Genomic DNA, 23,681 nt, shown 5'->3' on the forward strand with positions numbered 1-23,681 from the left:
TGCGCCCCTTCGCGACACAAGGCCGCTCCTACAGGCAAGCGATTCCCCTGTAGGAGCGGCGCGGCCCCGGTTATCGCAGGTCAAAACCCTACGCTGGCCTGCACATAGAAGGTGCGGGGCTCACCCACGTAGATCCCCGCATTGTTGTCGCTGGAGCGGGTGAAGTACTGCTTGTCGAACAGGTTCTTCACCCCCGCCGCCAGCTTCAGGTTCGACAGTTGCGGCCCGAACGCATACCCGCCCCGCACATGCCAGGTCACGTAGCCCGGAATGTCGCCATACTGGCCGTCGGCGCTCGGCTCGGTGATGTAGTTGCCGGTGAAGCTGCCATTGGCATTCATCCCGGTACCCGGTGCCCGCTGCTTCGATTGCGCGTAGGCATCGAGGTTCCAGGTCCAGCGGTCGACCTCGTAGCGCAACCCGGCGGTGGCCACCTGGCGCGAATAGAACGGCAGGTCGCGGCCCTTGAAGCCCGGAATGTCGCCCTCGTAGGTGGCGCGGGTGTAGGTGTACCCGGCATTCACCGACAACCCTTGCAGACGAGGGTCGAGGCCGGACAGGTCATAGCGCGCCGACGCCTCGATGCCCTGGTGCTTGGTGGCACCGAGGTTGGTCCAGCCGACATCGTTGCTGATGTACTGCAGTTCGTCGTCGAAATCGATGTAGAACGCCGTCAGCTCGCCGGCCCAGTGGCCATTGTCATAGCGCGTGCCGAGCTCGTAGGTCTTGGCCTTCTCCGGCTCCAGGCCGTTGGCGGTGTTGTCGCCAACGCCACCCTGACCGAGCTGGAAGTACTGCAGGCTGCCGAACGAGGTCTCGTAGTTGGCGAACAGCTTCCAGGCGTCGGACAGGTGGTACATCACGCTCAGTGCCGGCAGTGGCTCGTTGCTGGTGATGCTGCGGTTCTTCTCCGGCACCGGGCGGTAGTTGGCGTCCAGCACCGGGCGGTCGCGCCAGTCGGTGTTGATGTGCTCGAAGCGGATGCCTGGAGTGATGGTCCAGTTGCCGACGTCGATCTTGTCATCGATGTAGTAGGCGCTGGCCTCGGTGCCGCCGCTGCGGTCCTGGAACACATGGCCGTCGGAGGTCGGGGTCGCGGTCGGCACATTGTCGATCAGTGCCAGGCGGGTGGACTGCTCGCGCATCGCCTCTTTCAGGTAGCGGTAGCCAACACTGACTTCCTGGGTGGTCGGGCCGACGAAGAATACCCGCGACAAGCGCGGCTCGATGGCAAAGGTGTGGTAGTTGCGCGGGTACGACGACAGGGTCTTCATGTCGCGGGCGGCGATGGCGCTGCCACGGAAACTGTCGGTGTAGTAGGTCAGCACTTCGAACTGGGTGGCGTCGTCGAGCTGGCGCTGCCACTTGAACGACACATCCTTGCGCCGGCCGCTGAAATAGTCGTGGTCACGCAGCGACTGGTACGGGTTGTGATCGTACTGCGCCTGGGTCAGGCCGCCGGGCATGTCGGCGCGGCCATCGTAATAGTGGAAGTTCAGCCAGAACTCATCGACATCGGTCGGTGCCCAGTGGGTCTTGAGGATCACGTCATCGATGTCGTTGCCATTGTTGCTTTCCCGGTAACCGTTACCGTTGACCCCGGTGTACAGCAATGCCACGCCCATGCCGTTATCGGCGGTGCCACCGACGAAGGCCGACTCGGTGTGCTTCCAGCCGCCGTGGCGCGAAGTTTCCAGCGTGGTGGACAGCTCGCCGGAGGCCTTCTCGGGAATCGCCCGGGTGACGAAGTTGATCACCCCGCCAACGTTCTGCGGGCCATAACGCACCGAACCTGCGCCACGCACCACGTCGATGCTGTCGAGGTTGCCCGAGGAAATCGGCGCCATCGACAGCTGCGGCTGGCCATACGGGGCGAAGGCCGCCGGAATGCCGTCGATCAGCACCGTTGAGCGTGGCGACAGGCGCGAGGTCAGGCCGCGTACCCCGACGTTCAGCGACAGGTCGCTGCCGCCGGTGCCATTGGAGTCCTGCACCTGCACCCCCGGAATACCGCGCAGCACGTCGCGCACGTTCATCGCGCCCTGCTCGACCATCGCCTCGCGTCGCACCACGGTGCGCGCGCCAGGGTGGTTCTGCACCACGCGCTGGTCGGCGTCGCCCAACCAGTCGCCGACCACCTTGATATCGGTGGGGGCCAGCTCCAGGCTACCGACGCTCAGGGTGCCGGCGCTTTCGGCCGGCTTGAGCACCACGGTATCGGCGGACTGCTCGAAGGTCAGCCCGCTGTCTCGCAACAGGTGCTGCAGCGCCTGCGTCGGGGACAAGTCGCCGGACACTGCCGGGGCCTGCTTGCCGGCCACCAGTTCCGGGCTGAAGAACAGCTGCAGGTTGCTCTGCTGGCCCAGTTGCTTGAGGGCGCCAGCCAGCGATTGCGCCGGGATCTGCAAGGTATCGGCGTAACTGTGGCCGGCTGCGGCACTGACCGCCAGGGCCAGGGCCAGACGACGAAGCTGGAGAAGGGGCTTGTTGTTGTTCACGTCTTCGAGAGGTCCTGAGATTCGGGATAAACGCCAACCGCATGCAAATGGAAATGCTTGGCAGTTGCAGCTGGCGAGGAAGACGAACGAACGAAAAAAAACCTGAATCTATTTCGCGATTATTTCGCTGGAGCCATCGGCGAGCTGCCGGACGACCACCGGCAGGATGTTCGGCAAGGCCCGCAGCAAGGCATCTGGATCGTCGCTGCTGAAGGTGCTCGACAGCCGCAGGCTCGCCACCTTGCCTGGTGCGACGCGCAGCGGCTGGACCCGGTAGCGCGAAACTTCGCGCACCACCTCGCTGAGCGGGGCGTTGTCGAACACCAGCTTGCCGTGGCGCCAGGCGGTAAGCGCATCAGCATCGATGGCATAGGGCGCGGCGACCTTGCCTTGCGGGTCGATATGCGAACCCTGGCCGGCCGTCAGTTGTGCCCGTGAATCACTGGCCCCCTGGACGCGCACCGAACCCTGCTCCACCACCACGCGGGTGCGGTCCGGGTCCTGGCGTACATCGAAGCGGGTGCCGGTGACCGTCACCTCTCCCTGGGCCGTGCTGACCACGAAGGGACGACTGCTGTCGTGGGCGACGCTGAACATCGCTTCCCCCTGGAGCAGACGCACCTCGCGCCGTTGCGGCGTGAACGCCACCTGCAACCGGGTCGCGCTGTTCAGTTGCAGATGCGAACCGTCCGGCAGATCGACCTGGCGTCGCTCCCCCAGCACGGTCTGCAGTTCCGCCTGGTGATGCAACCGTGGGGACTCCCAAGCGCGCCAGCCCAGGCCCAGCGCAGCAAGCGCGACCCCAGCAGCCAACGCCTGGCGCAACAGGCGCCGGCGAGGCAACTGCCGCACCGGCGCAGGCTCGCAAAGGGCCGCCAGACGCTGCGCCGGGATCAGGTCGGCAGCTCGCCACAAGACGGCCAGGCGCTGATATTCCTCACGGTGCCGCGGGTGTTGCCCGAGCCACTGCGCCAAGGCTGCCCGCACGGCTTCATCGCCCGGCGCATCCTGGACCCGGGCGAACCAGGTGGCCGCCTGCTCGGGTACCGGATCGGGCAACTGCTGCTTCATCGATAAGGTCTCCTGACTCATCTGGCCGACACATCCAGGTGCTCTCGCAGATGTCGGAGCGTGCGGATCATATACTTTTCGACCATGTTCCTGGTCAGCCCCATGCGCTCGGCGATCTCGGCCTGGGTCAGGCCCTCGAGCTTCTGCCAGACGAATACCCGCCGGCAATTGACCGGCAGCTCGGCCAGTGCCCGCTCGACGCTGTCGGCCAGTTCCAGGGCGTGCATGTAGGCTTCCGGGTCATCGCCGCTGGCGAAGCCTTCAATGAGGGTCTCCTGCTCCAGCGCCTGGCGCCGGTCTTCACGGCGGTAGCCGTCGACGGCGATGTTGCGGGCGGTCTGGTGCAGGTAGGCGCGTGGTTGCTCGACCTGCTCGCGAGGGTTCTCCAGCACCCGGACGAAGGCATCGTGAGTGAGATCCTCGGCCTGCTGGCGACTGCGCAGCTTGCGCGTCCAGGTGCCGATCAGCTCGTGGTAATGGTCGAGGAAGCCTTTGTGTCCGGACACGATAGGTTCGTCAGGGCGGCAGGGTCGCGAATAGTAATACTTCTCATAAACAGCGGCAATCGTCCCGTCATTCGTCCGATGAGGGCTATTCGGGTTCCAGGTAACAAAAAATTTATCGGCAATTTCACCCTGCCCATCCAGCTGATGCGGTGGCCATAAATATGAACACCGACGCTGTCGAAACACCCTCTGCAACACCCCCGACAAAAGGTCGTCATCCCGTTCTTTTGCATGTTCGCGGCAAAAGTCCGGACATTGGCCAAAGAACGCAGCTTTCAGCCAATCGCAGCCAGATCGCCACCTGTTCCACAATTTTTTACGCTTGTGGCCTTTCACGGAACATCCTCGGCCCACATCGGTCGGTTATTGCAACGACAGGGCGGCGATCTCGCGGAAACACCCCGGGACTGCCTGTTGAAATTGCCGGTTTCACGTCCTACAGTGCGCGCCGAACGTCCATGCTGGAAACGATCCATCCGGCTCAAGTACTGACGACGAGACAGCAAGGTCACCCGCCGCCCTTCCCTGGCACGGTTGGCCTTTTTGCTTTCGGCGACATGCCTTGGGAAGTAGGCGAACCAAAGTGGGGATACGGAGGACGTTCAGTTTGCTGCCACTTACCTTTTCAGTTTGCCCATGGAGCCCTTGAGCATGTCGATCCAGGTCGAAGACTATTTCGCACGCGACACCTTCCAGAAGATGAAGGCGTTCGCCGACAAGCAGGAAACCCCGTTCGTACTCATCGATACCCAGATGATCAGCCAGGCCTACGACGACCTGCGCGCCGGCTTCGAGTTCGCCAAGGTCTACTACGCGGTCAAGGCCAACCCGGCGGTCGAAATCATCGACCTGCTCAAGGACAAAGGCTCGAACTTCGACATCGCCTCGATCTACGAACTGGACAAGGTGCTCGGTCGTGGCGTGAGCGCCGAGCGCATCAGCTACGGCAACACCATCAAGAAGTCCAAGGACATCCGCTACTTCTTTGACAAGGGCGTGCGCCTGTATGCCACCGACTCGGAAGCCGACCTGCGCAACATCGCCAAGGCCGCGCCGGGCTCGAAGGTCTACGTGCGTATCCTCACCGAGGGCTCTACCACTGCCGACTGGCCGCTGTCGCGCAAGTTCGGCTGCCAGACCGACATGGCCATGGACCTGCTGATCCTCGCCCGCGACCTGGGCCTGGTGCCCTACGGCATCTCCTTCCACGTCGGCTCGCAGCAGCGTGACATCAGCGTGTGGGACGCGGCCATCGCCAAGGTCAAGGTGATCTTCGAGCGCCTGAAGGATGAAGACGGCATCGAGCTGAAGCTGATCAACATGGGCGGCGGCTTCCCGGCCAACTACATTACCCGCACCAACAGCCTCGAGACCTACGCCGAGGAGATCATCCGCTTCCTCAAGGAAGACTTCGGCGACGACCTGCCGGAAATCATCCTCGAGCCAGGCCGTTCGCTGATCGCCAACGCCGGCATCCTGGTCAGCGAAGTGGTGCTGGTGGCGCGCAAGTCGCGCACTGCGGTCGAGCGCTGGATCTACACCGACGTGGGCAAGTTCTCCGGCCTGATCGAAACCATGGACGAGGCGATCAAGTTCCCGATCTGGACCGAGAAGAAGGGTGAAACCGAGGAAGTGGTGATCGCCGGCCCGACCTGCGACAGCGCCGACATCATGTACGAAAACTACAAATATGGCCTGCCGCTGAACCTGGCCATCGGCGACCGTTTGTACTGGCTGTCCACCGGTGCCTACACCACCAGCTACAGCGCGGTGGAGTTCAATGGTTTCCCGCCATTGAAGGCGTACTACCTGTAATACGCGAAGCCAGTCGCGGAAGTCGCCTTCCGCGACTGGCGAATACAGCAGTAGCCATTCAAGGGATCATGGGGCAGGCCCGTGACTATCAGTAATACTCGATGTCTCTGGGATCGCCGATGATGAAAAGGGCTGGTTTTCCGTCTTTTTCCGTATGCAGACTCTTTAAACGGTCGTTAACCTGCGTGACCCACCTTTCATACCCGATGTTTTTCATTGCAAACACCTTGCGGGCTTTACCATTAAACTGTACGACATCCCCTGTCCCATGCCTCTCCCAAGCAGCGCCGAGATCAAAGTCTTCAGGATTGCTCCACATGTCATTAGCAAACCAGAAGGCTCCCGTATGATCGGCGTAGAGCACGTCATACAGAAGGCCATCAATATCCGTAGCGCAGCTCACGCGAAAGATCGAATGCTCTGTCAAGCTATTTGAAATATGGAATTTCATGTCAACCTCCCTTACCCGCCAACCCGGGTATGAATTCTCACCAAGGATGATTTCACCTGAGTGGGAGAAAAAACCTGGTGCCCAGGTAGTCACCTTTAACGACTTAGGCACTCCATTTTCCAGACAATACAGCGGTGCAATGAAAGACTTTACAAATCGATTATTTTCCACAACCAATCTCCAACATCATGAGTTTTAAAATCCTACGCCGCATCAATATTCATGCGTAGGAAAAGCACATACTCATCATGCGAAATCGGAAAGTATTAGTTAACCATGAATTTTTTCCCTACCCCCTCAGGAGCAATATTCCGCCACATGAAAAATTAAAGCACCACTTGTCGAATCATATATATCCAATGTGGTAGCGGCCTCCATCCATACACAAATAGCGGCCCCTGGGCCCAGTGGTCCAAGCGGCCTTGTCCCAGTACACACCGACCTCTTTGCCATCCAGGGTGGTCATGCGCACGGTGTCATTCTTGCCAGGCTCCAAACGCCATAGAGGGCCCACGATTGGGGTCAGCTCATGGAAGCCAAGGTATACGTTACAGTTGGTCTCGACCCGCTGGTTGTACATCGAGTGCGTACTGTTGCCAGTCCACGGACGGACTTCGTACACATAGGTTCCAACGTCGTGCTCCACTGCACCGAACCACAGTAGCAACGCGTCACGGTCCTGGCGGGAAGTCGTCAGCCAAGTACTCTGATGCCAGCGAACGCTACCGTTGTACCCTGGGCTATATTCCCAACGCCCTACAGGCCCCGGTACTTGGTGTCCCGCACATTGAGGCAGGCCATGAAGGATTTTTCGGTAACGTAGGGTTCAGATACGGTGCAACTCCTGTGGGATTTTCACCTCAGCCTGCCCGCCCTCCCACGTCTGCTTAAGACAGAAGACCTTCCCCTGCTGCTTCCCGCTGCGCAAGCACCTCGGCATAACCGGCCGCCTGCGCGGCCAACAGCGGCCCGGCCGCCAGCAAGGTTGCCAGACTACTGCGCAAGAAGTTCAGGTTGCCCTCGGCACAGGCCCGTTCAAACCACGATTGCGCTTCGTCCGCCTGCCCCCGCTCGACCAACACCAGCGCCAGACTGAACATCCCGCGAAAATCCCCCGCCTCGGCCGAGCGCCGATACCAGCGCACGGCCCGTGCCGGACTCGCTGTCGTGGCAATACCCTGTTCCAGATAGCGCCCATACAAGTTCATCGACTTGGCATGGCCCAGTTGCGCAGCCTTCTCGTAGCAGGCCAGCGCCTCGACCTGGTTGACCGGCACCCCGCGCCCGGTGGCCAGCAGGTTGCCAAGGTTGTACATCCCCCAGTCCAGGCCGGCGTCGGCAGCCTGGGCATAGTGGATGGCGGCCTGGGTCAGTTCCACATCGCCTCCCCAGCCGTGTTCCAGGCAACGCCCGAGCATGTTGTGGGCCATGGCGTTGCCGCCCTGGGCGGCGATGCCGAACCAGCGCCGGGCGACGCGGGCGTCTTCCTCGATGCCGCGCCCGTCGAGCAGGATCTGCCCCAGCAGCAACTGCGCCTCGACCGCCCCCTGCCCTGCGGCTGCCAGGATCGCCTGGGCGGCCTGGCCCGGACTGTGCTCGAGCATGGCGCGCAAACCGGCGACATCCACCACTTCTTCACGGCGCAATGAATAGGACACGGCTCAGACCTCGGCCCAGCGGCGCAGCAGGTTGTGATAGGTGCCGGTCAGTTGCAGCAGCGATGGGTGGTCAGGCACATCGGCGCCAAGCTGGCGGATCGCGTTGTCCATCTCGAACAGCAGGGTCCGCTGGCTGTCCTCGCGCACCAGGCTCTGGGTCCAGAAGAACGCCGCGTAGCGCGCCCCGCGGGTGACCGGGTTGACCTTGTGCAGGCTGGTGCCCGGGTACAGCACCAGGTCGCCCGCGGCCAGCTTCACCTGCTGCGTGCCATAAGTGTCCTGGATCACCAGCTCGCCACCGTCGTAGCTGTCCGGCTCGCTCAGGAACAGGGTCGAGGACAGATCGGTGCGCACCCGCTCCGGGCTGCCTTGGGGCTGGCGCAGGGCGTTGTCGATATGGAAATCGAAACTGCCGCCTTCGCGATAACAGTTGACCAGCGGCGGGAACACCTTGTGCGGCAGGGCGGCCGACATGAACAGCGGGTTGCGCCACAGGCGATCGATCAATGCCGCACCGATCTCCTTGGCCAGCGCATGCCCCTCGGGCAACTGCAGGTTGTGCTTGGCCTTGGCCGATTGATAACCCGCAGTGACCTTACCATCGGCCCAGTCGGCCTGCTCCAGGGCCTCGCGGATGCGCGAGGTCTCGTCGGCGTCGAACAGCCCGGGAATATGAAGCAGCATGACAGCGGCACCTGATGCGCAGAGAAAGAGGCCTCAATGATATTGATTACCTTTTACGCAGGGCAAGCACCCGTCATTGACCCAGGACGTATGAGCCCGCAAAAACCGTAAGGTGAAATTGTAAAGAATGTAAATTTCTTTCGAATAGTAACGATTCTCAATTGTTCCTTACATCCGCTTACATTAACATTCGCGGCCTTCATACCTTGGGGAAGGTCCATAACAATGCGTCACGTGCCAACCGCTGTGAGTTCACCACGTCTTCTCGTTTCCGCCATCGGCATGGCGATCACCGCCACCTCCGCCTATGCCGCGGACCCTGTCGCCAGCAATGCCGTCACTCTCGATGCCACCAGCATCAACGGCAAGGCCGAACAGGCGAGCACCGACTACAAGGTCGAGAAGGCCTCCTCGCAGAAGTACACCGCGCCGCTGGTGGACACCCCGCGCTCGGTCACCGTGATCCCGCAACAGGTGATCAAGGACACCAACGCCCTGAACCTGCAGGACGCCCTGCGTACCGTGCCAGGTATCACCATGGGTGCCGGCGAAGGTGGCAATCCCACCGGCGACCGTCCCTTCATCCGGGGCTTCGACGCACAGAGCGACACCTATGTCGACGGTATCCGCGATACCGGCGCCCAGAGCCGCGAGATCTTCAACCTCGAACAGATCGAGGTCAGCAAAGGTCCGAACTCGGCCTTTGGCGGACGCGGCTCGGCGGGTGGCAGCCTGAACCTGGTAAGCAAGCAGGCCAAGGCCGGCAACTTCACCAATGGCGGCTTCACCTACGGCTCCGATCAGACGCGACGCTACACCCTGGACACCAACCAGGAATTCCTCGACGGCAATGCCGCTTTCCGCCTCAACCTGCTCAGCCATGACAACAACGTCGCTGGCCGCGACAATGTCGATGCCAGCCGCTGGGGCATTGCACCCTCGCTGACCTTCGGTCTCAACGGCCCCACCCGCCTGACCGTCAGCCACTACCACCTGGAAAGCGACGACACCCCGGACTCGGGCATTCCCTATGCCAAGAGCGCCGATCGCAGCAAGCACAACCCGGACAAGCCGGTGAATGTCAGCCGTGGTACCTACTACGGCCTGGAAAACCGTGACTTCCAGAAAAGCCGTGTCGATACCAGCACCATCACCTTCGAACACGATTTCAACGAGAACCTCAGCGTTCGCAACACCACCCGCTACGGCACCAGCCACATCGACTACATCTGGACCCAGCCAGATGACAGCCAGGGCAACATCAACAATGGCTCGGTGTGGCGCCGGAACAACAACCGGATTGGCACGACCACCACGGCGATCAACCAGACCGACCTGTTCGGTGAGTTCTACCTGGGTGGGCTGCGCAACGCCTTCAGCACCGGTGTCGAGTTCAGCCGGGAAGACAGCACCCGCGACGGCTACACCATCGATACCAAGACTGGCCTGGGTGCGCAGAACAACCGTTGCACCCCATCGCTGATCGGTGCGCCAAGCGGTTACAACTGCACCAGCCTGACCAACCCGAACGCCCATGATCCGTGGAACGGCAGCATCACCCGCAACTACAAGCCGCTCAACACAGTCGGTACCACCAAGGCGATTTACGGCTTCGACACCATCGACCTGAACGAGCAGTGGCAAGTCAACCTTGGCGCCCGCTTCGACAGCTTCGAAACGTCGGTCAAGGATCACTCGAAGAGCCCATCGGCCAAACGCAGTGACACCTCGAACTTCTGGAACTGGCAAGCCGGCGTGGTCTGGAAACCCCTGCCGAACGGCAGTATCTATGCGTCCTACGCCACCTCGGCCACTCCGCCAGGCAGCATGCTGGACAACGGCGACACCTCCAACGCCGTGGACGACTTCGCCCTGTCCAACAACCTCAAGCCCGAAGAAACCACCAACTACGAAATCGGTACCAAGTGGGATCTGCTGGACGAGCGCCTGTCCCTGACTGCAGCGATCTTCCGCACCGACAAGGACAACACCCGGGTGCTGGTCTCGAACCAGACTTACGACAACGCCGGCCAGTCTCGGGTCGACGGTGTCGAGTTGAGTGCCAGCGGCAAGCTGACCGACAAGTGGCAAGTATTCGCCGGCTACAGCTACCTCGACAGCGAACTGGTCAAGGCAGGGCGTTCCGGTCGCAATGGCGTGGTGAACGGCGCGGCGGTCTCCAACGATGGGAACGTCATGCCCAATACCCCACGCAACAGCTTCAGCTTCTGGAGCACTTACCAGATACTGCCAAAAGCGACCATCGGCGGCGGTGCGTTCTACGTCGACAAGGTCTACGGCGATGTCGGCAACACCGTATACGTACCGGACTACTGGCGCTATGACGCCATGGCCAGCTACCGCCTGAACAAGAATGTCGACTTCCAGTTGAACGTGCAGAACGTCTTCGACAAGAAGTACTTCGACAAGGCCTATGCTGCCCACTATGCCTCGCAGGCTGCTGGAAGGACCGTGCTGTTCAGCACCAACTTCCACTTCTGATGATCTGACCTCGAGCCCCGTTCATTCCATGAACGGGGCTTTTGCGTATCAAGGCATAATGCGCGCCGCAGGGCGTCCAGCGGCAAGACAAGGTGATCGAAGTGGTGAAGAAGACACTGTTCCAACTGCACTGGTTCTTTGGCATCAGCGCTGGCCTGGTGCTGGCGCTGATGGGCATCACCGGGGCGCTCTATTCGTTCCAGGAAGAACTGCTGCGCGCGCTGAACGCCGATGTGCTCAAGGTCGAGGTCCGTGCCGAGGGCGTGCTGCCGCCAGCCGAGCTGGTGCGCCGGGTCGAGGCCGCGCAAGGCGACAAGGTGTCGATGTTGTGGGTGGATGTGCGGGACGGCAATGCCGCGCGGATCTTCTTCACCCCAGCCCCGGGCGAACGCCGCGGCGCGCTGCGCTACGCCGACCCGTACACCGGTGAGCTCAAGGACGATGCCGCCGGTCAGGGCTTCTTCAACCTGATGCTCAACCTGCACCGCTTCCTGGCCATGGGCGACACCGGCCGGCAGATCACCGGCGCCTGCACCTTGATGCTGATCTTCTTCTGTCTGTCCGGGCTGTACCTGCGCTGGCCGCGCAAGGCCCTGGACTGGCGCACCTGGCTGACCTTCGAGTGGGCCAAGAAAGGCCGCGCCTTCAACTGGGACCTGCACGCCGTGGCGGGGACCTGGTGCCTGCTGTTCTACCTGCTGTTCGCCCTGACGGGCCTGTTCTGGTCCTACGACTGGTACCGCTCAGGCCTGAACACCCTGCTGGCCGACGCGCCCGCAGCGGGCCAACAGCAAAAACGCGGTGAAGGCCGTGGTCGCCATGGACCACCGCCGGCCGCCCAGCACGCGCCGCCGCTACAGGTCGATTACCAGGCCATCTGGAGCAACCTCAAGCAGGCCGCGGGCCCCGAGCTGGCCATGTACAACTTGCGCCTGCCGCCAGCAGGTGGCCAGCCAGCCAACCTGTTCTACCTGCTCGAGGGCGCCGCGCACCCGCGCGCCTTCAACACCCTGGTGCTCGACCCCGCTACCGGCCAGGTGAGACGCCACGAGCGCTACACCGACAAGTCGTTCAAGGCGCAACTGCTGCAAAGCGTCTATGCCCTGCACGTTGGCGAGTACTTCGGCCTGCCCGGGCGGATCATCCTCACCCTCGCCAGCCTGACCATGCCACTGTTCTTCGTCACCGGCTGGCTGCTGTACCTCGACCGCCGCCGCAAGAAGCGTCAGGTGCGTGCCGCCCGTGGCAACGTCGACAGCACCCAGGCCGGCACCGACAGCTGGCTGGTCGGTTTCGCCAGCCAGAGCGGCTTTGCCGAACAACTGGCCTGGCAGAGCGCCGCCCAGTTGCAGGCAGCCGGCCTGCCAGTGCAGGTCCGCCCGCTGGCCGAACTGGGCGAGGCCGAGCTGCGCCAGGCGCGCCGCGCGCTGTTCGTGGTCAGCACCTTCGGTGACGGCGAAGCGCCCGACAGTGCCCGCGGCTTCGAACGCAAGGTGCTGGGCCAGGCCTGGCCACTCGATCACCTGGACTATGCCCTGCTCGCCCTAGGCGACCGCCAGTACCCGCACTTCTGCGGCTTCGCCCGCCGGCTCCAGGCCTGGCTCGGCGAACGCGGCGCCCGCAGCGCCTTCAGCCCGATCGAAGTCGACAACGCCGACCCTGGCGCCCTGCAACTGTGGCAGCAGGAGCTGGCCCAGCTGACCGGTGCCCGCCCGGTGACGACCTGGCAGCCGCCGAGCTTCGCCAACTGGCGCCTGGTCCGTCGCGACCTGCTCAATCCGGGCAGCCAGGGCGCGCCGGTGTACCTGCTCGGCCTGCAGGCGCAAGCACCGACGCGCTGGGAAGCAGGTGACCTGATAGAAATCCTTCCCCGACAAGACAAGGCAAAGGTCGACGCCCTGCTCGCCGGCCTCGCGCTTGCCCCTGACAGCCCGGTTCAGGTCGAAGGCCTGGACGAAACCCTGGAGCAGGCACTGGCCAGCCGTCAGTTGCCAGCCAGGCGCGAACATCTGGTCGGCCTGCACGCCCAGGCGCTGGTCGATGCGCTGGTGCCACTGGGCAGTCGTGAATACTCGATCGCCTCCATCGCCAGTGACGGTGTCTTGGAGCTCATCGTGCGTCAGGAACGTCACCCCGACGGCAGCCTGGGCCTCGGCTCCGGATGGCTGACCGAGTATCTGCCGATGGACGCAATGGTCAGCGGCCGCCTGCGACGCAACAGCAGCTTCCACCTGCCCGAAGCGCCTGTGCCCCTGGTTTTGATCGGCAACGGCACCGGCCTGGCCGGTCTGCGCAGCCTGCTCAGGGCGCGTATCGCCGCTGGCGAGCAGCGCAACTGGCTGCTGTTCGGCGAGCGCAACAGGGCTCACGACCTGTTGTGTGGCGACGAGTTGCAGGGCTGGTTGGACAGCGGCGATCTGCAACGCCTGGACCTGGCGTTCTCGCGCGACCAGGCCGAGAAGGTGTACGTGCAGGATGTGCTGCTGCAGCAGGCCGCCGAGTTGCGGCGCTGGATCGACGAAGGCGCGTGCGTGTATGTCTGCGGCAGCCTGCAAGGGATGGCCGCGGGAGTGGATGCGGCATTGCAGGGCATTCTCGGGGAAGTGACCGTGCAGCAGTTGATCGAGGATGGGCGCTACCGGCGCGATGTCTACTGAAGCACCGTTTCGCCGGCAAGGCCGGCTCCTGCAGAAGCCTCTGGCCCTGTAGGAGCCGGCCTTGCCGGCGAACAGCCTCAGTGCAGTTCGAAGGTGTCGGCATCCAGGTTGGCCGGGAAGCGGGCACGATATGCCGCCAACTCCGCCGCGCTGAGCACCACCGTGAACACCCCATCGGCCTCCCCGGCACTGAGCAGGCTCTCGCCCTGGAAGTCCAGCACCTGGCTGTCCCCTGAATAGGCAAAGCCCTTGCCGTCGGTGCCTACCCGGTTCACCGCCGCGACGAAGCACAGGTTCTCGATACCCCGTGCCGGCAGCAGGCGGTTCCAGTGCAGGCGCCGCGCCGCTGGCCAATTGGCGGTGTACAGCAGCAGGTCGGTGTCCTGGGCGTCGCAGCTCCAGACCGGGAAGCGCAGGTCGTAGCAGATCAGCGGACGCACGCGCCAGCCCTTGAGTTCGAACTGCACCTGGCGCTCGCCGGGGGTGTAGTGCTTGTGCTCTCCGGCCATGCGGAACAGGTGACGCTTGTCGTAGTGCAGGATCTCGCCGTCTGGCCGCGCCCACAGCAAGCGGTTGCGATGACTGCCATCGGCAGCCTGGATGATCACGCTGCCGGTGATCACCGCGTTGGCCTTTTTCGCCTGGGCCTTGAGCCACTTGTAGGTCGGCCCGTTCTCCGGCTCGGCAAGGCTCTCGGACTGCATGGAAAAACCGGTGGTGAACATCTCCGGCAGGATCACCAGGTCGACCTCGCCGGCCTGTCCGATCATCTCTTCGAAATGCGCGAAGTTCGTCTCACGGTCGTGCCAGGCCAGGGTGGTCTGCACCAGGGCGATTTTCAGGTTCGGCAACTTACTCAGATCGCGCATAGTCTTTCCGCCGCCTGTCGCAGCGTCTCCTCACGTTTGGCAAAGCACAGGCGTACCAGGCGTTGCTCGGGGATGGGTTGCTGGTAGAACACCGACACCGGGATGCTGGCCACGCCATGCTCCCGGGTCAGCCACAGGGCCATGTCGACATCATTGAGGTCGGGGCGAATCTGCGAATAGTCCACCAGTTGGAAATAGGTGCCCGGGGTGCGGGTGAAGGTAAAGCGCGACGCCTGCAGCAGGTCGCAGAACAGGTCCCGCTTGGCCTGGTAGAAACCGGGCAACTCATCGATATGCTCCGGGTGCTCGGCCATGAAATCGGCCAGTGCGCACTGCAACGGAGTAACGCCGCAGAAGTTGACGTACTGGTGCACCTTGCGCAGCTCGGCGCTGAGCGCTGGTGGCGCCACCACATAGCCGGTCTTCCAGCCGGTGACATGGTAGGTCTTGCCGAACGAGCTGATGACGAAGGCCCGCTGGTAGAGTTGGGCATGCGCCAGCACGCTGGCATGGCGCACCCCGTCGTAGATCAGGTGTTCGTAGACCTCGTCGCTGATCAGGTGGATGTCGCGGTTTTCGATCAGCCGTGCCAACTGGTCCAGGTCGTCGCGGCTGATCAGCGCGCCGCTGGGGTTGTGCGGCGAGTTGAGAATGACCAGGCGCGTGCGCGGACTCAGGGCATCGCTGAACGCCTGCCAGTCGATGCTGAACGTGCCGTCGCGCAGAGGCACATGCACGCAACGCCCGCCTGCCAGCTCCACCGACGGCTCATAGCTGTCGTAGCTGGGGTCGAACACGATCACCTCGTCGCCAGGATGGATCACTGCCTGGATAGCGCAGAAGATGGCCTCGGTGGCACCCGGAGTGATGGTGACTTCCTGGTCGGCATCCACGCTCGCGCCATACAGCCGGGCGATCTTCGCCGCCACCTGCTGGCGCAGGGCCGGCAAGCCGGTCATCGGCGAATACTGGTTGTGCCCGGCGGCCACATGGCGGCCAACGGCATCGAGCAGGGCCTGGGGGCCGTTGAAGTCAGGGAAGCCCTGGGAGAGGTTGAGCGCACCGGTCTGCGCGGCCAGTTGCGACATCGTGGTGAAGATGGTCGTGCCGACGTTCGGCAGTTTGCTGCGGATCATGAGGCCCTCTTTCCTGGGGTTTGTCCGGCACGGGGTAGAGTCCGAGCATAGCGGATCGAGCAGTCAGGAAAAAGGCTGAAACAATAGGGGGATTGCGCTGGGTCAACGGGCCCTATCGCAGGCTGTCGCCAGTTCCCGCAGGGTGACGCAAACATTGAAGCCTGCGCTGTGCCTGTGGGAGCTGGCAAAGCCTGCGATGAGCCGCAAAGCGGCTCCCGCGAGTACTAGCGCTTGTCGCGGCGCTTCTTCTCGGCCTTCTTGTGGTGCGACATCAGGCGACGCTTCTTGTTGACCTGGCGATCGGTGAGGGTGTTCTTCTTGCCCTCGAACGGGTTGTCGCTACCCTTGTACTCGATACGGATCGGCGTGCCGACCAGCTTGAGCACCCGGCGGTAGGTGTTTTCCAGGTAACGCGAGTAGGAGTTGGGGATCTTGTCGGTCTGGTTGCCGTGGATCACGATCAGCGGCGGGTTGGCGCCACCAAGGTGGGCGTAGCGCAGCTTGATCCGACGACCGTTGACCAGCGGCGGCTGGTGCACGCTGATGGCATCTTCGAGGATCTGCGTCAGGCGACTGGTCGGCCAGCGGGTGACCGCCGACTTGAACGCGGCCTGCACCGACTTGTACAGGTGGCCCACGCCGGTGCCGTGCAGCGCCGAGATGAAGTGGATGTCGGCGAAGTCGACGAAGAACAGCCGGCGCTCCAGCTCGGTCTTCACGTAGTCGCGCTCGCCAGGCTCCATGCCGTCCCACTTGTTCAGGGCGATGACCACGGCACGGCCGGCGTCCAGGGCGAAGCCCAGCAGGTTGAGGTCGTGGTCGACCACGCCTTCGCGGGCGTCCATGACGAAGATCACCACGTTGGCGTCCTTGATCGCCTGCAGTGTCTTGACCACCGAGAACTTCTCGACTTCCTCGTGGATCTTGCCGCGCTTGCGCACGCCAGCGGTGTCGATGAAGGTGTACTTCTCGCCATCGCGCTCGAACGGGATGTAGATACTGTCGCGGGTGGTGCCCGGCTGGTCGTATACCACCACGCGCTCTTCGCCGAGCATGCGGTTGACCAGGGTCGACTTGCCGACGTTGGGGCGGCCGATGATGGCGATCTTGATGCCATCCTTCTCGCTCGGGCCAGGGATGCGCGTGGCTTCCTCGCCTTCGGCGACGTCCTCGTCGAGCGCTTCTTCCTCAGGATCACGTGGAATGTGACCGAGCAGCGACTCCATCAGGGCGTTGATACCACGTCCCTGGGAGCCCGCCACCGGGATGGCGTTGCCCATGCCCAGCGGCGAGAACTCGGCGCGGGCGATATCGGGGTCGATGTTGTCGATCTTGTTGGCGACCAGCACCGCTTCCTTGTTGCGCTTGCGCAGGTGGTCGGCAATCATCTGGTCGGCGGCGGTCATGCCGGCGCGGGCATCGACCAGGAACAGCACATAGTCGGCTTCTTCGATGGCCATCAGCGACTGCTCGGCCATCTTCTCGTCCATGCCCACTTCATCACCGGTGATACCACCGGTGTCGATGAGGATGTAGGAACGACCCTGCCAGCTGGCATCGCCGTACTGACGGTCACGGGTCAGGCCCGACAGGTCGCCGACGATGGCATCGCGGGTCTTGGTCAGGCGGTTGAACATGGTGGATTTGCCGACGTTCGGCCGGCCCACCAGGGCGATTACGGGAACCATGCGGCTCTCCACTCTTGAATTCTTGAAAATGCAAAGGCCGCTGCAAGGCAGCGGCCGGAGTTCGGGCGGCGCATCATGCGCCGCGACCCAAGACCGTCAGCGGTCTTGAGCATAGCTTCAGCGGATGGTCAGTGCCTCGAGCTTGCCGCTGTTGCCGAAGACATAGATGGTGTCGCCGACCACCAGGGGTCGGGCGCGCAGGCCATCGCTGTCGATACGCTCACGGCCGACGAAACGGCCGTCGACCTGGCTCAGCAGGTGCAGGTAGCCCTCGAAGTCACCCACCGCCACGTAGCTGGAGAACACTTCCGGCGCGGTCAGCTGACGGCGAGCCATCGAGTCGTTGCTCCACAGGGCGCTGGAGGAACGCTCGTCGACGCTCTCCACGGTGCCCGACGCTTCGCTGACATAGACGTTGCCGAAGCCCTGGGCGACACCCACGTAGCTGGAGGCATCGCGCTGCCACAGCACGCGGCCGCTTTCCAGGTCCAGGCCGGCGACACGCCCCTGGTAGGTGCTGACGTACAGGGTGCCACCGGTCAGCAGCAAGCCGCCGTCGATGTCCACCACGCGATCCAGCTCGGAACGGCCCTGCGGGATGGCCACGCGGCTTTCCCATACTGGCACGCCGTTGCTGATATCCACCGCCACCACCTTGCCGGTGGACAGGCCGGCGACGGCCAGGCGGTTGGTCACCACTGGAGCGCCGGTACCGCGCAGGGTCAGGACTGCCGGGCTGTTCTCGTAGATCCAGCGACGGTCGCCGGTGGCGGCATCGAGGCCGACCAGACGGTCGTCCTGGGTCTGCACCACCACCACGTCACCGTTGTTGGCTGGCGGTGCCAGCACCTCGCTGGTGACGCGTGCGCGCCAACGCTCTTCGCCAGTGCTGGCGTCCAGGGCAACCACTTCACCCTTGAGCGTGCCCAGCATGACCAGGCCGTAGCCCACGCCAACGGCACCGGAAACCGGCAGCTCGAGGTCCTTCTTCCACACCACGTCGCCATTCAGGCGATTCAGTGCGAACACCTTGCCATTGACGTCGGCGGCGTAGATGCGGTCGTTCTCGATGGCCGGGACCAGGGTGTTGTAGGTCTCACCCTGACCGTCACCGATCGAACGGCTCCACTGCTTCTTCAGCACCACTTCCTCGGTGAACTTGGTCAGCTCGGCCGGGGGCAGTTCCTTCTTGCTGTTGCTGCTGCAACCCGCTGCCAGTACGGCGAGGGTGAGCACTGCTGCTTGTTTCCAACCCTTCACTTCAGGCGTCCCCTTTGGCCAGGTCATCCAGCTTCAGTTGCAGGCCACCGATCGCGGCGTCGTCGGACAACGCGGCCTTGGCTTTTTCGTAAGCACTGTGTGCGTCGTCGGAGCGCCCCAGTTGAACCAGCAGGTCGCCCTTGAGTTCCTCGCGGCTGGCCAGGAAGGCCTTGTCGGCGTCGCCGTCGAGCAGCTTGAGCGCGTCCTCGGCCTTGTCCTGGGCCGCGAGCACACGGGCCAGGCGCTGGCGCGAGATCTCGCCCAGGGTGGCGTCGGCCGGCTTGTCCAGCACGCCCTTGAGCTCGCTGGCCGCATCGTCCAGCTTGCCGCTGTCGACCGCCACCTTGGCGACGAACAGGCTGCCGTACTGGGCGTAGGCGGTGCCACCGAACTCGCTCTTGAGCTTGCCGGACAGTTCGGCGACCTTGGTCGCGTCAGGCTTGCCGTCCGGCGTCAGCGAAGTTTCCAGCAGAGCCTGGTACAGCGCCGAGGCGCCCTGGGACTGGTTGGCCTGGTACTTGTGCCAGGTCTGCCAGCCCATCACCACCACGCCAGCCAGCAGGGCGCCGGTCAGCAGCGGCTTGCCGTTGCGATTCCACCAGTCCTTGGCCGCTGCCAGGCCTTCATCTTCGGTACTCGACACCCCAAATACTCCTATTCGCCTATTCGTTGTCGGACCGCGTCACGCCTGAGCGATCGCGGTTTCCAGGTGCTCGGCAAGAGCATCCCAGGCAATGTTCTGTTGTTCGCCCTGGCCACGCAGGGGCTTGAAGCCAATGGTCCGCTGGGCCAGTTCGTCGTCACCGAGGATCAGGGCGAACAGCGCGCCGCTCTTGTCGGCTTTCTTGAACTGGCTCTTGAAGCTGCCGCCACCGGCGTTGACCGCCAGGCGCAGGCCCGGCAGACGATCGCGCAGTTGCTCGCTCAGGCGCAGGCCGGCCAGTTCCGCCTGCTCGCCGAAGGCGCACAGGTAGACGTCGAGGGTGCGGCTGATCGACTCGGGCACCTTGCCCAGGGTCTCCAGCAACAGGATCAGGCGCTCGATGCCCATGGCAAAGCCGACGCCCGGGGTCGGCTTGCCGCCCATCTGCTCGACCAGGCCGTCATAGCGGCCACCGGCGCAGACGGTGCCCTGGGCGCCGAGCTTGTCGGTGACCCACTCGAACACGGTCTTGCTGTAGTAGTCCAGGCCGCGGACCAGCTTGGTGTTGATCACGAACGGAATGCCGGCGGCGTCGAGGCGGGCCTTCAGGCCTTCGAAGTGCACGCGGGATTCTTCGTCCAGGTACTCCTCCAGCTTCGGCGCACCGACCAGTACCGCCTGGGTGTTCTGGTCCTTGCTGTCGAGGATGCGCAGCGGGTTGCTCTTCAGGCGGCGCTGGCTGTCCTCGTCCAGTTGCTCGAGACGGGCGCTGAGGTAGTCGACCAGCGCGTCACGATAGCGCGCGCGGGCTTCACTGGTACCAAGGCTGTTGAGCTGCAGTTCGACTGCGTCCTGGATGCCCAGCAGGCCCCACAGGCGCCAGGTCAGCATGATCAGCTCGGCATCGACGTCCGGACCGTCGAGGTTGAACACCTCCACGCCGATCTGGTGGAACTGGCGATAGCGGCCCTTCTGCGGACGCTCGTGGCGGAACATCTGGCCGATGTACCAGAGTTTCTGCACCTGGCCGTTGCCGGTGATGCCATGCTCGAGCACGGCACGCACGCAGGCGGCGGTACCTTCGGGGCGCAGGGTCAGCGAATCGCCGTTGCGGTCCTCGAAGGTGTACATCTCTTTCTCGACGATATCGGTGACTTCACCGATGGAGCGCTTGAACAGCTCGGTAAACTCGACGATCGGCGTACGGATCTGGCTGTAGCCGTAGGTGTCCAGCAAGCCGGCCACGGTGCCCTCGAAGTAGCGCCACAGCGGCGACTGGTCGGGCAGGATGTCGTTCATGCCACGGATGGCTTGCAGCGATTTGCTCACGAATAGTCCTTACGAATCTGTGCTCAGCCGCGGGCGATCAGCGCCGCGTCGGCCTCGGCCTTCTCGGCCGCTTTCTGGCGGATGAGCTTTTCCAGCTCGTCGACCAGGTTGTCGTTGTTCAGCTTCTGCGATGGCTTGCCATCGATGTAGACCAGGTTGGGCGTGCCGCCGGTCAGGCCGACGTGCGACTCCTTGGCTTCACCCGGGCCGTTGACCACGCAACCGATCACCGCCACGTCCAGCGGTACCAGCAGGTCTTCAAGGCGCCCCTCCAGCTCGTTCATGGTCTTGACCACATCGAAGTTCTGCCGCGAGCAGCTCGGGCAGGCGATGAAGTTGATGCCACGCGAGCGCAGGTGCAGCGACTTGAGGATGTCATAGCCGACCTTCACTTCCTCGACCGGATCGGCCGCCAGCGAGATCCGGATGGTATCGCCGATGCCCTCGGCCAGCAGCATACCGAGGCCGACGGCGGATTTCACCGTCCCCGAACGCAAGCCACCGGCTTCGGTGATACCCAGGTGCAGTGGCTGGACGATCTGCCTGGCCAGCAGGCGGTAGGCCTCGACGGCCATGAACACGTCGGAGGCCTTGACGCTGACCTTGAAGTCCTGGAAGTCCAGACGATCGAGGTGCTCGACATGACGCAGCGCCGACTCGACCAACGCGGCCGGGGTCGGCTCGCCGTACTTCTTCTGCAGGTCCTTTTCCAGGGAGCCGGCGTTGACGCCGATGCGGATCGGGATACCACGGTCGCGGGCGGCATCGACCACGGCGCGAACACGGTCTTCGCGACCGATGTTGCCCGGGTTGATGCGCAGGCAATCGACGCCCAGTTCGGCCACCCGCAGGGCGATCTTGTAGTCGAAGTGGATGTCGGCGACCAGCGGCACGCTGACCTGCTGCTTGATGCGGCCGAACGCCTCGGCGGCGTCCATGTCCGGCACCGAGACGCGGACGATGTCCACGCCGGCATCGACCAGGCGCTGGATCTGCGCCACGGTGGCGGCGACATCATTGGTGTCGGTATTGGTCATGCTCTGCACCGCGATGGGGGCATCGCCACCCACCGGTACATTGCCGACCCAGATTTTGCGGGATTCGCGACGTTTGATCGGAGATTCGCCGTGCATGACTTACTGTCCCAACTTCAGGCGAGCGGTTTCGCCACTGGTGAACGGAGCGACATCGACCGCCTGGCCGTTGTAGCTCACCTGGGCGCCGCGGGCGAAGCCCAGGCGCACCGCGAACGGTGGCTTGCCGGTCAGTTCCAGGCTATCGCCCTTGCGCTTGATGGCGCTGAACAGCACCTTGCCGTTGCCATCGGTGACCTGGGTCCAGCAATCGGCGGTGAACTGGATGTGTACGTTGGCGCTGCCGGCCGGGGCTGGCGTCGCTTCGGCAGCAGGGGCCGGCGTGGCCACCGGGGCGACTGGCACCACCTGCGCGGCGGGCGCTACCGGTGCCGCCGACGCGGCCGGTGCTGCAGCGGCCACTGGCGCTTGCTGCTCGCTAGCCGGAGCCACCGGGGCGGCAGGTGCGGTCGCTGCCTCGGTGCTGGCCGGCGCCTGTTCGGCAGGCGCCGATGGCAGTGGCAAGGCCTCGCCTTCAGGCTGCTGCCCTTCACTCACTGCCTGATCTTCCGGCTCGTCCAACGGGTGAATCTGGGTGGTGCCGTCGGCGCTCTCGACCTCGACGTGCTCCAGGGCGATCTTGGCCAGGTCCTTGCCATGCTGGCTGCTCTGGTCCTGCCACCAGACGAAGCCACCCCCGACCACCGCCACCAGCAGCAGCAGGCTGACCACGCGCAGGATGTTGTGCGACAGGCGCACCGGCTCCTCGATCCGGCCGAGCGCATGCACTTCGCTGCCCTGGGCGTGGCTGCCGGTGATCTGGTCGAACGCCTCGACCAGGGGCGCCTGGTCCATGTCCATGAGTTTGGCGTAGGCACGGATGTAGCCGCGGGCGAAAGTGTGCCCTGGCAGCTTGTCGAAGGCGCCATTTTCCAGGTGGTTCAGCGAAGATACCGTGAGATTGAGCTTTTTAGCGACCTCGGCCTGGCTCCAGTCCCGTTTCTCGCGGGCCTGGCGCAAGACATCACCGGGATTCTGGCGAGTCGCTGCTACTTCTTCGGTGTGCGCGGCTTTCATCGTTGCTCCGACAGGTATTGCTGATATTCCGGCGTACCGGGATAAAGTCGTTGTAATTGCCGCCCCAGACGGGCCGCGGTGCCCTGCTCATCGAGGGCACGTGCCAGGCGGCTGCCCAGCAGCAGGCTACGGGCACTCTGGTCGCCCAGTTGGCTGAATCGATCGTAGTAGTCCCAGGCCGGCACATAATGCCTGTTTTCGTAGGACAACTCAGCCATTTCGAGCAAAGCCTTCGGTTGCCGCTGGTTGAGCCGAAGGGCTTTTTCCAGATAATCCCGCGCCTGCGCTTGCTGCCCCTGCTTCAGGGCAGTCAACCCAAGGTTCTCGTAGACCCGGGAACGCTCAGGATACAGGGTATCGGCGGCAGCCTGGCGAAACATCTCGCGAGCCTCGTCGAAACGGCCCTGAGCATATAGGAAACTGCCGTAGTTGTTGCGGATTCGTGTGTTTTCCGGCCTGGCCGCCAACGCTGCGCGGAAATGCGTATCGGCTAGTACTGGCTCGCCTTCGGCCTGGAACACCAGCGCCAGTGCGGCATGGGCATCGGCGTCGGCGCTGTCGAGGGCCAGGGCCTTGGCCAATGGGGCCTTGGCCTGTTCGCTCAAACCTTGTTGCAAATATCCCAGGCCCAACTGCACATAGGCCCGCCCCGCCTCCTCGCGCCCCTGGCGCGAGTCCAGGGGATCGCCCGCGCCACCCGACACACAGCCCGCCAGCAGGGCAAGCGTCAGGGTCGACAGCGCGGCGCGCAAGGTCATGGGCGG

At 63.6% G+C, this 23,681-nt stretch carries 18 protein-coding genes; 3 read left to right on the forward strand and 15 right to left on the reverse strand.

All coding sequences use genetic code 11. The features are described 5' to 3' along the window. Nucleotides 1-80: 80 nt before the first annotated feature. The 3 genes from F3J43_RS05085 to F3J43_RS05095 all read right to left on the reverse strand — a co-directional run bounded on the left by F3J43_RS05085 (nt 81) and on the right by F3J43_RS05095 (nt 4,075). Entirely contained in the window at nt 81-2,498 is a 2,418-nt protein-coding gene (locus F3J43_RS05085) for a TonB-dependent siderophore receptor (RefSeq protein WP_166883731.1), read from the reverse strand. A 108-nt stretch (nt 2,499-2,606) separates the two neighbouring features. Continuing rightward, nucleotides 2,607-3,569, reverse strand: coding sequence for a FecR family protein (locus F3J43_RS05090; protein WP_166883732.1), 963 nt, complete (start codon nt 3,567-3,569; stop codon nt 2,607-2,609). A gap of 17 nt (nt 3,570-3,586) precedes the next feature. After that, on the reverse strand, nt 3,587-4,075 hold the full coding sequence (locus F3J43_RS05095) for an RNA polymerase sigma factor (protein WP_166883733.1): 489 nt from the start codon (nt 4,073-4,075) through the stop codon (nt 3,587-3,589). Nucleotides 4,076-4,726: 651 nt separating this feature from the next. Here F3J43_RS05095 and F3J43_RS05100 point away from each other — a divergent pair. Continuing rightward, nucleotides 4,727-5,890, forward strand: coding sequence for a type III PLP-dependent enzyme (locus tag F3J43_RS05100; protein WP_166883734.1), 1,164 nt, complete (start codon nt 4,727-4,729; stop codon nt 5,888-5,890). A gap of 88 nt (nt 5,891-5,978) precedes the next feature. Here the strand turns inward: F3J43_RS05100 and F3J43_RS05105 are convergent, their stop codons facing one another. The 3 genes from F3J43_RS05105 to F3J43_RS05115 form a co-directional block, all read right to left on the reverse strand. Continuing rightward, nucleotides 5,979-6,341, reverse strand: coding sequence for a hypothetical protein (locus F3J43_RS05105; RefSeq protein WP_166883735.1), 363 nt, complete (start codon nt 6,339-6,341; stop codon nt 5,979-5,981). An 887-nt stretch (nt 6,342-7,228) separates the two neighbouring features. Further along, complete coding sequence (locus F3J43_RS05110; RefSeq protein ID WP_166883736.1) at nt 7,229-7,999, reverse strand: tetratricopeptide repeat protein; 771 nt, start codon at nt 7,997-7,999, stop codon at nt 7,229-7,231. A 3-nt stretch (nt 8,000-8,002) separates the two neighbouring features. Beyond that, nucleotides 8,003-8,683, reverse strand: coding sequence for a Fe2+-dependent dioxygenase (locus F3J43_RS05115; RefSeq protein ID WP_166883737.1), 681 nt, complete (start codon nt 8,681-8,683; stop codon nt 8,003-8,005). 246 nt (nt 8,684-8,929) lie between these two features. On the opposite strand from F3J43_RS05115, the gene F3J43_RS05120 reads away from it, so the two are divergent. Then, entirely contained in the window at nt 8,930-11,185 is a 2,256-nt protein-coding gene (locus F3J43_RS05120; RefSeq protein ID WP_205297647.1) for a TonB-dependent receptor, read from the forward strand. A 104-nt stretch (nt 11,186-11,289) separates the two neighbouring features. Continuing rightward, nucleotides 11,290-13,842 (forward strand): PepSY domain-containing protein, encoded by a 2,553-nt coding sequence (locus tag F3J43_RS05125; protein ID WP_205297648.1) that lies wholly within the window; start codon nt 11,290-11,292, stop codon nt 13,840-13,842. Nucleotides 13,843-13,919: 77 nt separating this feature from the next. Here F3J43_RS05125 and F3J43_RS05130 read toward each other — a convergent pair whose 3' ends face one another. The 9 genes from F3J43_RS05130 to pilW form a co-directional block, all read right to left on the reverse strand. Next, nucleotides 13,920-14,711 carry an amidohydrolase gene (locus tag F3J43_RS05130; protein WP_166883740.1) on the reverse strand — a complete coding sequence of 264 codons (792 nt, stop codon included), beginning with the start codon at nt 14,709-14,711 and terminating at the stop codon, nt 13,920-13,922. Next, nucleotides 14,699-15,847 (reverse strand): pyridoxal phosphate-dependent aminotransferase, encoded by a 1,149-nt coding sequence (locus F3J43_RS05135; RefSeq protein ID WP_166883741.1) that lies wholly within the window; start codon nt 15,845-15,847, stop codon nt 14,699-14,701. Before F3J43_RS05135 ends, F3J43_RS05130 begins: the two co-directional genes overlap by 13 nt. Before the next feature lie 224 nt (nt 15,848-16,071). After that, the gene (der, locus tag F3J43_RS05140) at nt 16,072-17,535 is read right to left on the reverse strand and encodes a ribosome biogenesis GTPase Der (protein ID WP_166883742.1); all 1,464 of its coding nucleotides are present in this window, start codon (nt 17,533-17,535) and stop codon (nt 16,072-16,074) included. Nucleotides 17,536-17,652: 117 nt separating this feature from the next. Further along, nucleotides 17,653-18,771, reverse strand: a complete 1,119-nt coding sequence (gene bamB / locus F3J43_RS05145; protein ID WP_205297649.1) for an outer membrane protein assembly factor BamB — start codon at nt 18,769-18,771, stop codon at nt 17,653-17,655. Between the two features lie 25 nt (nt 18,772-18,796). Further along, nucleotides 18,797-19,438, reverse strand: coding sequence for a tetratricopeptide repeat protein (locus F3J43_RS05150; RefSeq protein WP_166883744.1), 642 nt, complete (start codon nt 19,436-19,438; stop codon nt 18,797-18,799). A gap of 39 nt (nt 19,439-19,477) precedes the next feature. After that, a complete protein-coding gene (gene hisS, locus F3J43_RS05155; protein ID WP_166883745.1) occupies nt 19,478-20,767 on the reverse strand; it encodes a histidine--tRNA ligase in 1,290 nt (429 codons plus the stop codon). A gap of 23 nt (nt 20,768-20,790) precedes the next feature. Continuing rightward, nucleotides 20,791-21,900 (reverse strand): flavodoxin-dependent (E)-4-hydroxy-3-methylbut-2-enyl-diphosphate synthase, encoded by a 1,110-nt coding sequence (ispG, locus tag F3J43_RS05160; RefSeq protein ID WP_166883746.1) that lies wholly within the window; start codon nt 21,898-21,900, stop codon nt 20,791-20,793. Between the two features lie 3 nt (nt 21,901-21,903). Beyond that, nucleotides 21,904-22,917, reverse strand: coding sequence for a RodZ domain-containing protein (locus F3J43_RS05165; protein ID WP_166883747.1), 1,014 nt, complete (start codon nt 22,915-22,917; stop codon nt 21,904-21,906). Next, nucleotides 22,914-23,675, reverse strand: a complete 762-nt coding sequence (gene pilW, locus F3J43_RS05170; RefSeq protein WP_166883748.1) for a type IV pilus biogenesis/stability protein PilW — start codon at nt 23,673-23,675, stop codon at nt 22,914-22,916. Before pilW ends, F3J43_RS05165 begins: the two co-directional genes overlap by 4 nt. Nucleotides 23,676-23,681 lie beyond the last annotated feature (6 nt).

It is taken from the genome of Pantoea sp. Cy-639 (assembly GCF_011752525.1).
In the GTDB taxonomy this organism is placed as follows: Bacteria; Pseudomonadota; Gammaproteobacteria; order Pseudomonadales; family Pseudomonadaceae; genus Aquipseudomonas.

What these genes read in the sequence shown, in the direction of transcription:
- F3J43_RS05090 (WP_166883732.1), bottom strand. Translation starts at nt 3,569, where the DNA reads ATGAAGCAGCAGTTGCCCGATCCGGTACCCGAGCAGGCGGCCACCTGG.
- F3J43_RS05100 (WP_166883734.1), top strand. Translation starts at nt 4,727, where the DNA reads ATGTCGATCCAGGTCGAAGACTATTTCGCACGCGACACCTTCCAGAAG.
- F3J43_RS05105 (WP_166883735.1), bottom strand. Translation starts at nt 6,341, where the DNA reads ATGAAATTCCATATTTCAAATAGCTTGACAGAGCATTCGATCTTTCGC.
- F3J43_RS05115 (WP_166883737.1), bottom strand. Translation starts at nt 8,683, where the DNA reads ATGCTGCTTCATATTCCCGGGCTGTTCGACGCCGACGAGACCTCGCGC.
- F3J43_RS05130 (WP_166883740.1), bottom strand. Translation starts at nt 14,711, where the DNA reads ATGCGCGATCTGAGTAAGTTGCCGAACCTGAAAATCGCCCTGGTGCAG.
- F3J43_RS05135 (WP_166883741.1), bottom strand. Translation starts at nt 15,847, where the DNA reads ATGATCCGCAGCAAACTGCCGAACGTCGGCACGACCATCTTCACCACG.
- der (WP_166883742.1), bottom strand. Translation starts at nt 17,535, where the DNA reads ATGGTTCCCGTAATCGCCCTGGTGGGCCGGCCGAACGTCGGCAAATCC.
- ispG (WP_166883746.1), bottom strand. Translation starts at nt 21,900, where the DNA reads ATGCACGGCGAATCTCCGATCAAACGTCGCGAATCCCGCAAAATCTGG.
- F3J43_RS05165 (WP_166883747.1), bottom strand. Translation starts at nt 22,917, where the DNA reads ATGAAAGCCGCGCACACCGAAGAAGTAGCAGCGACTCGCCAGAATCCC.
- pilW (WP_166883748.1), bottom strand. Translation starts at nt 23,675, where the DNA reads ATGACCTTGCGCGCCGCGCTGTCGACCCTGACGCTTGCCCTGCTGGCG.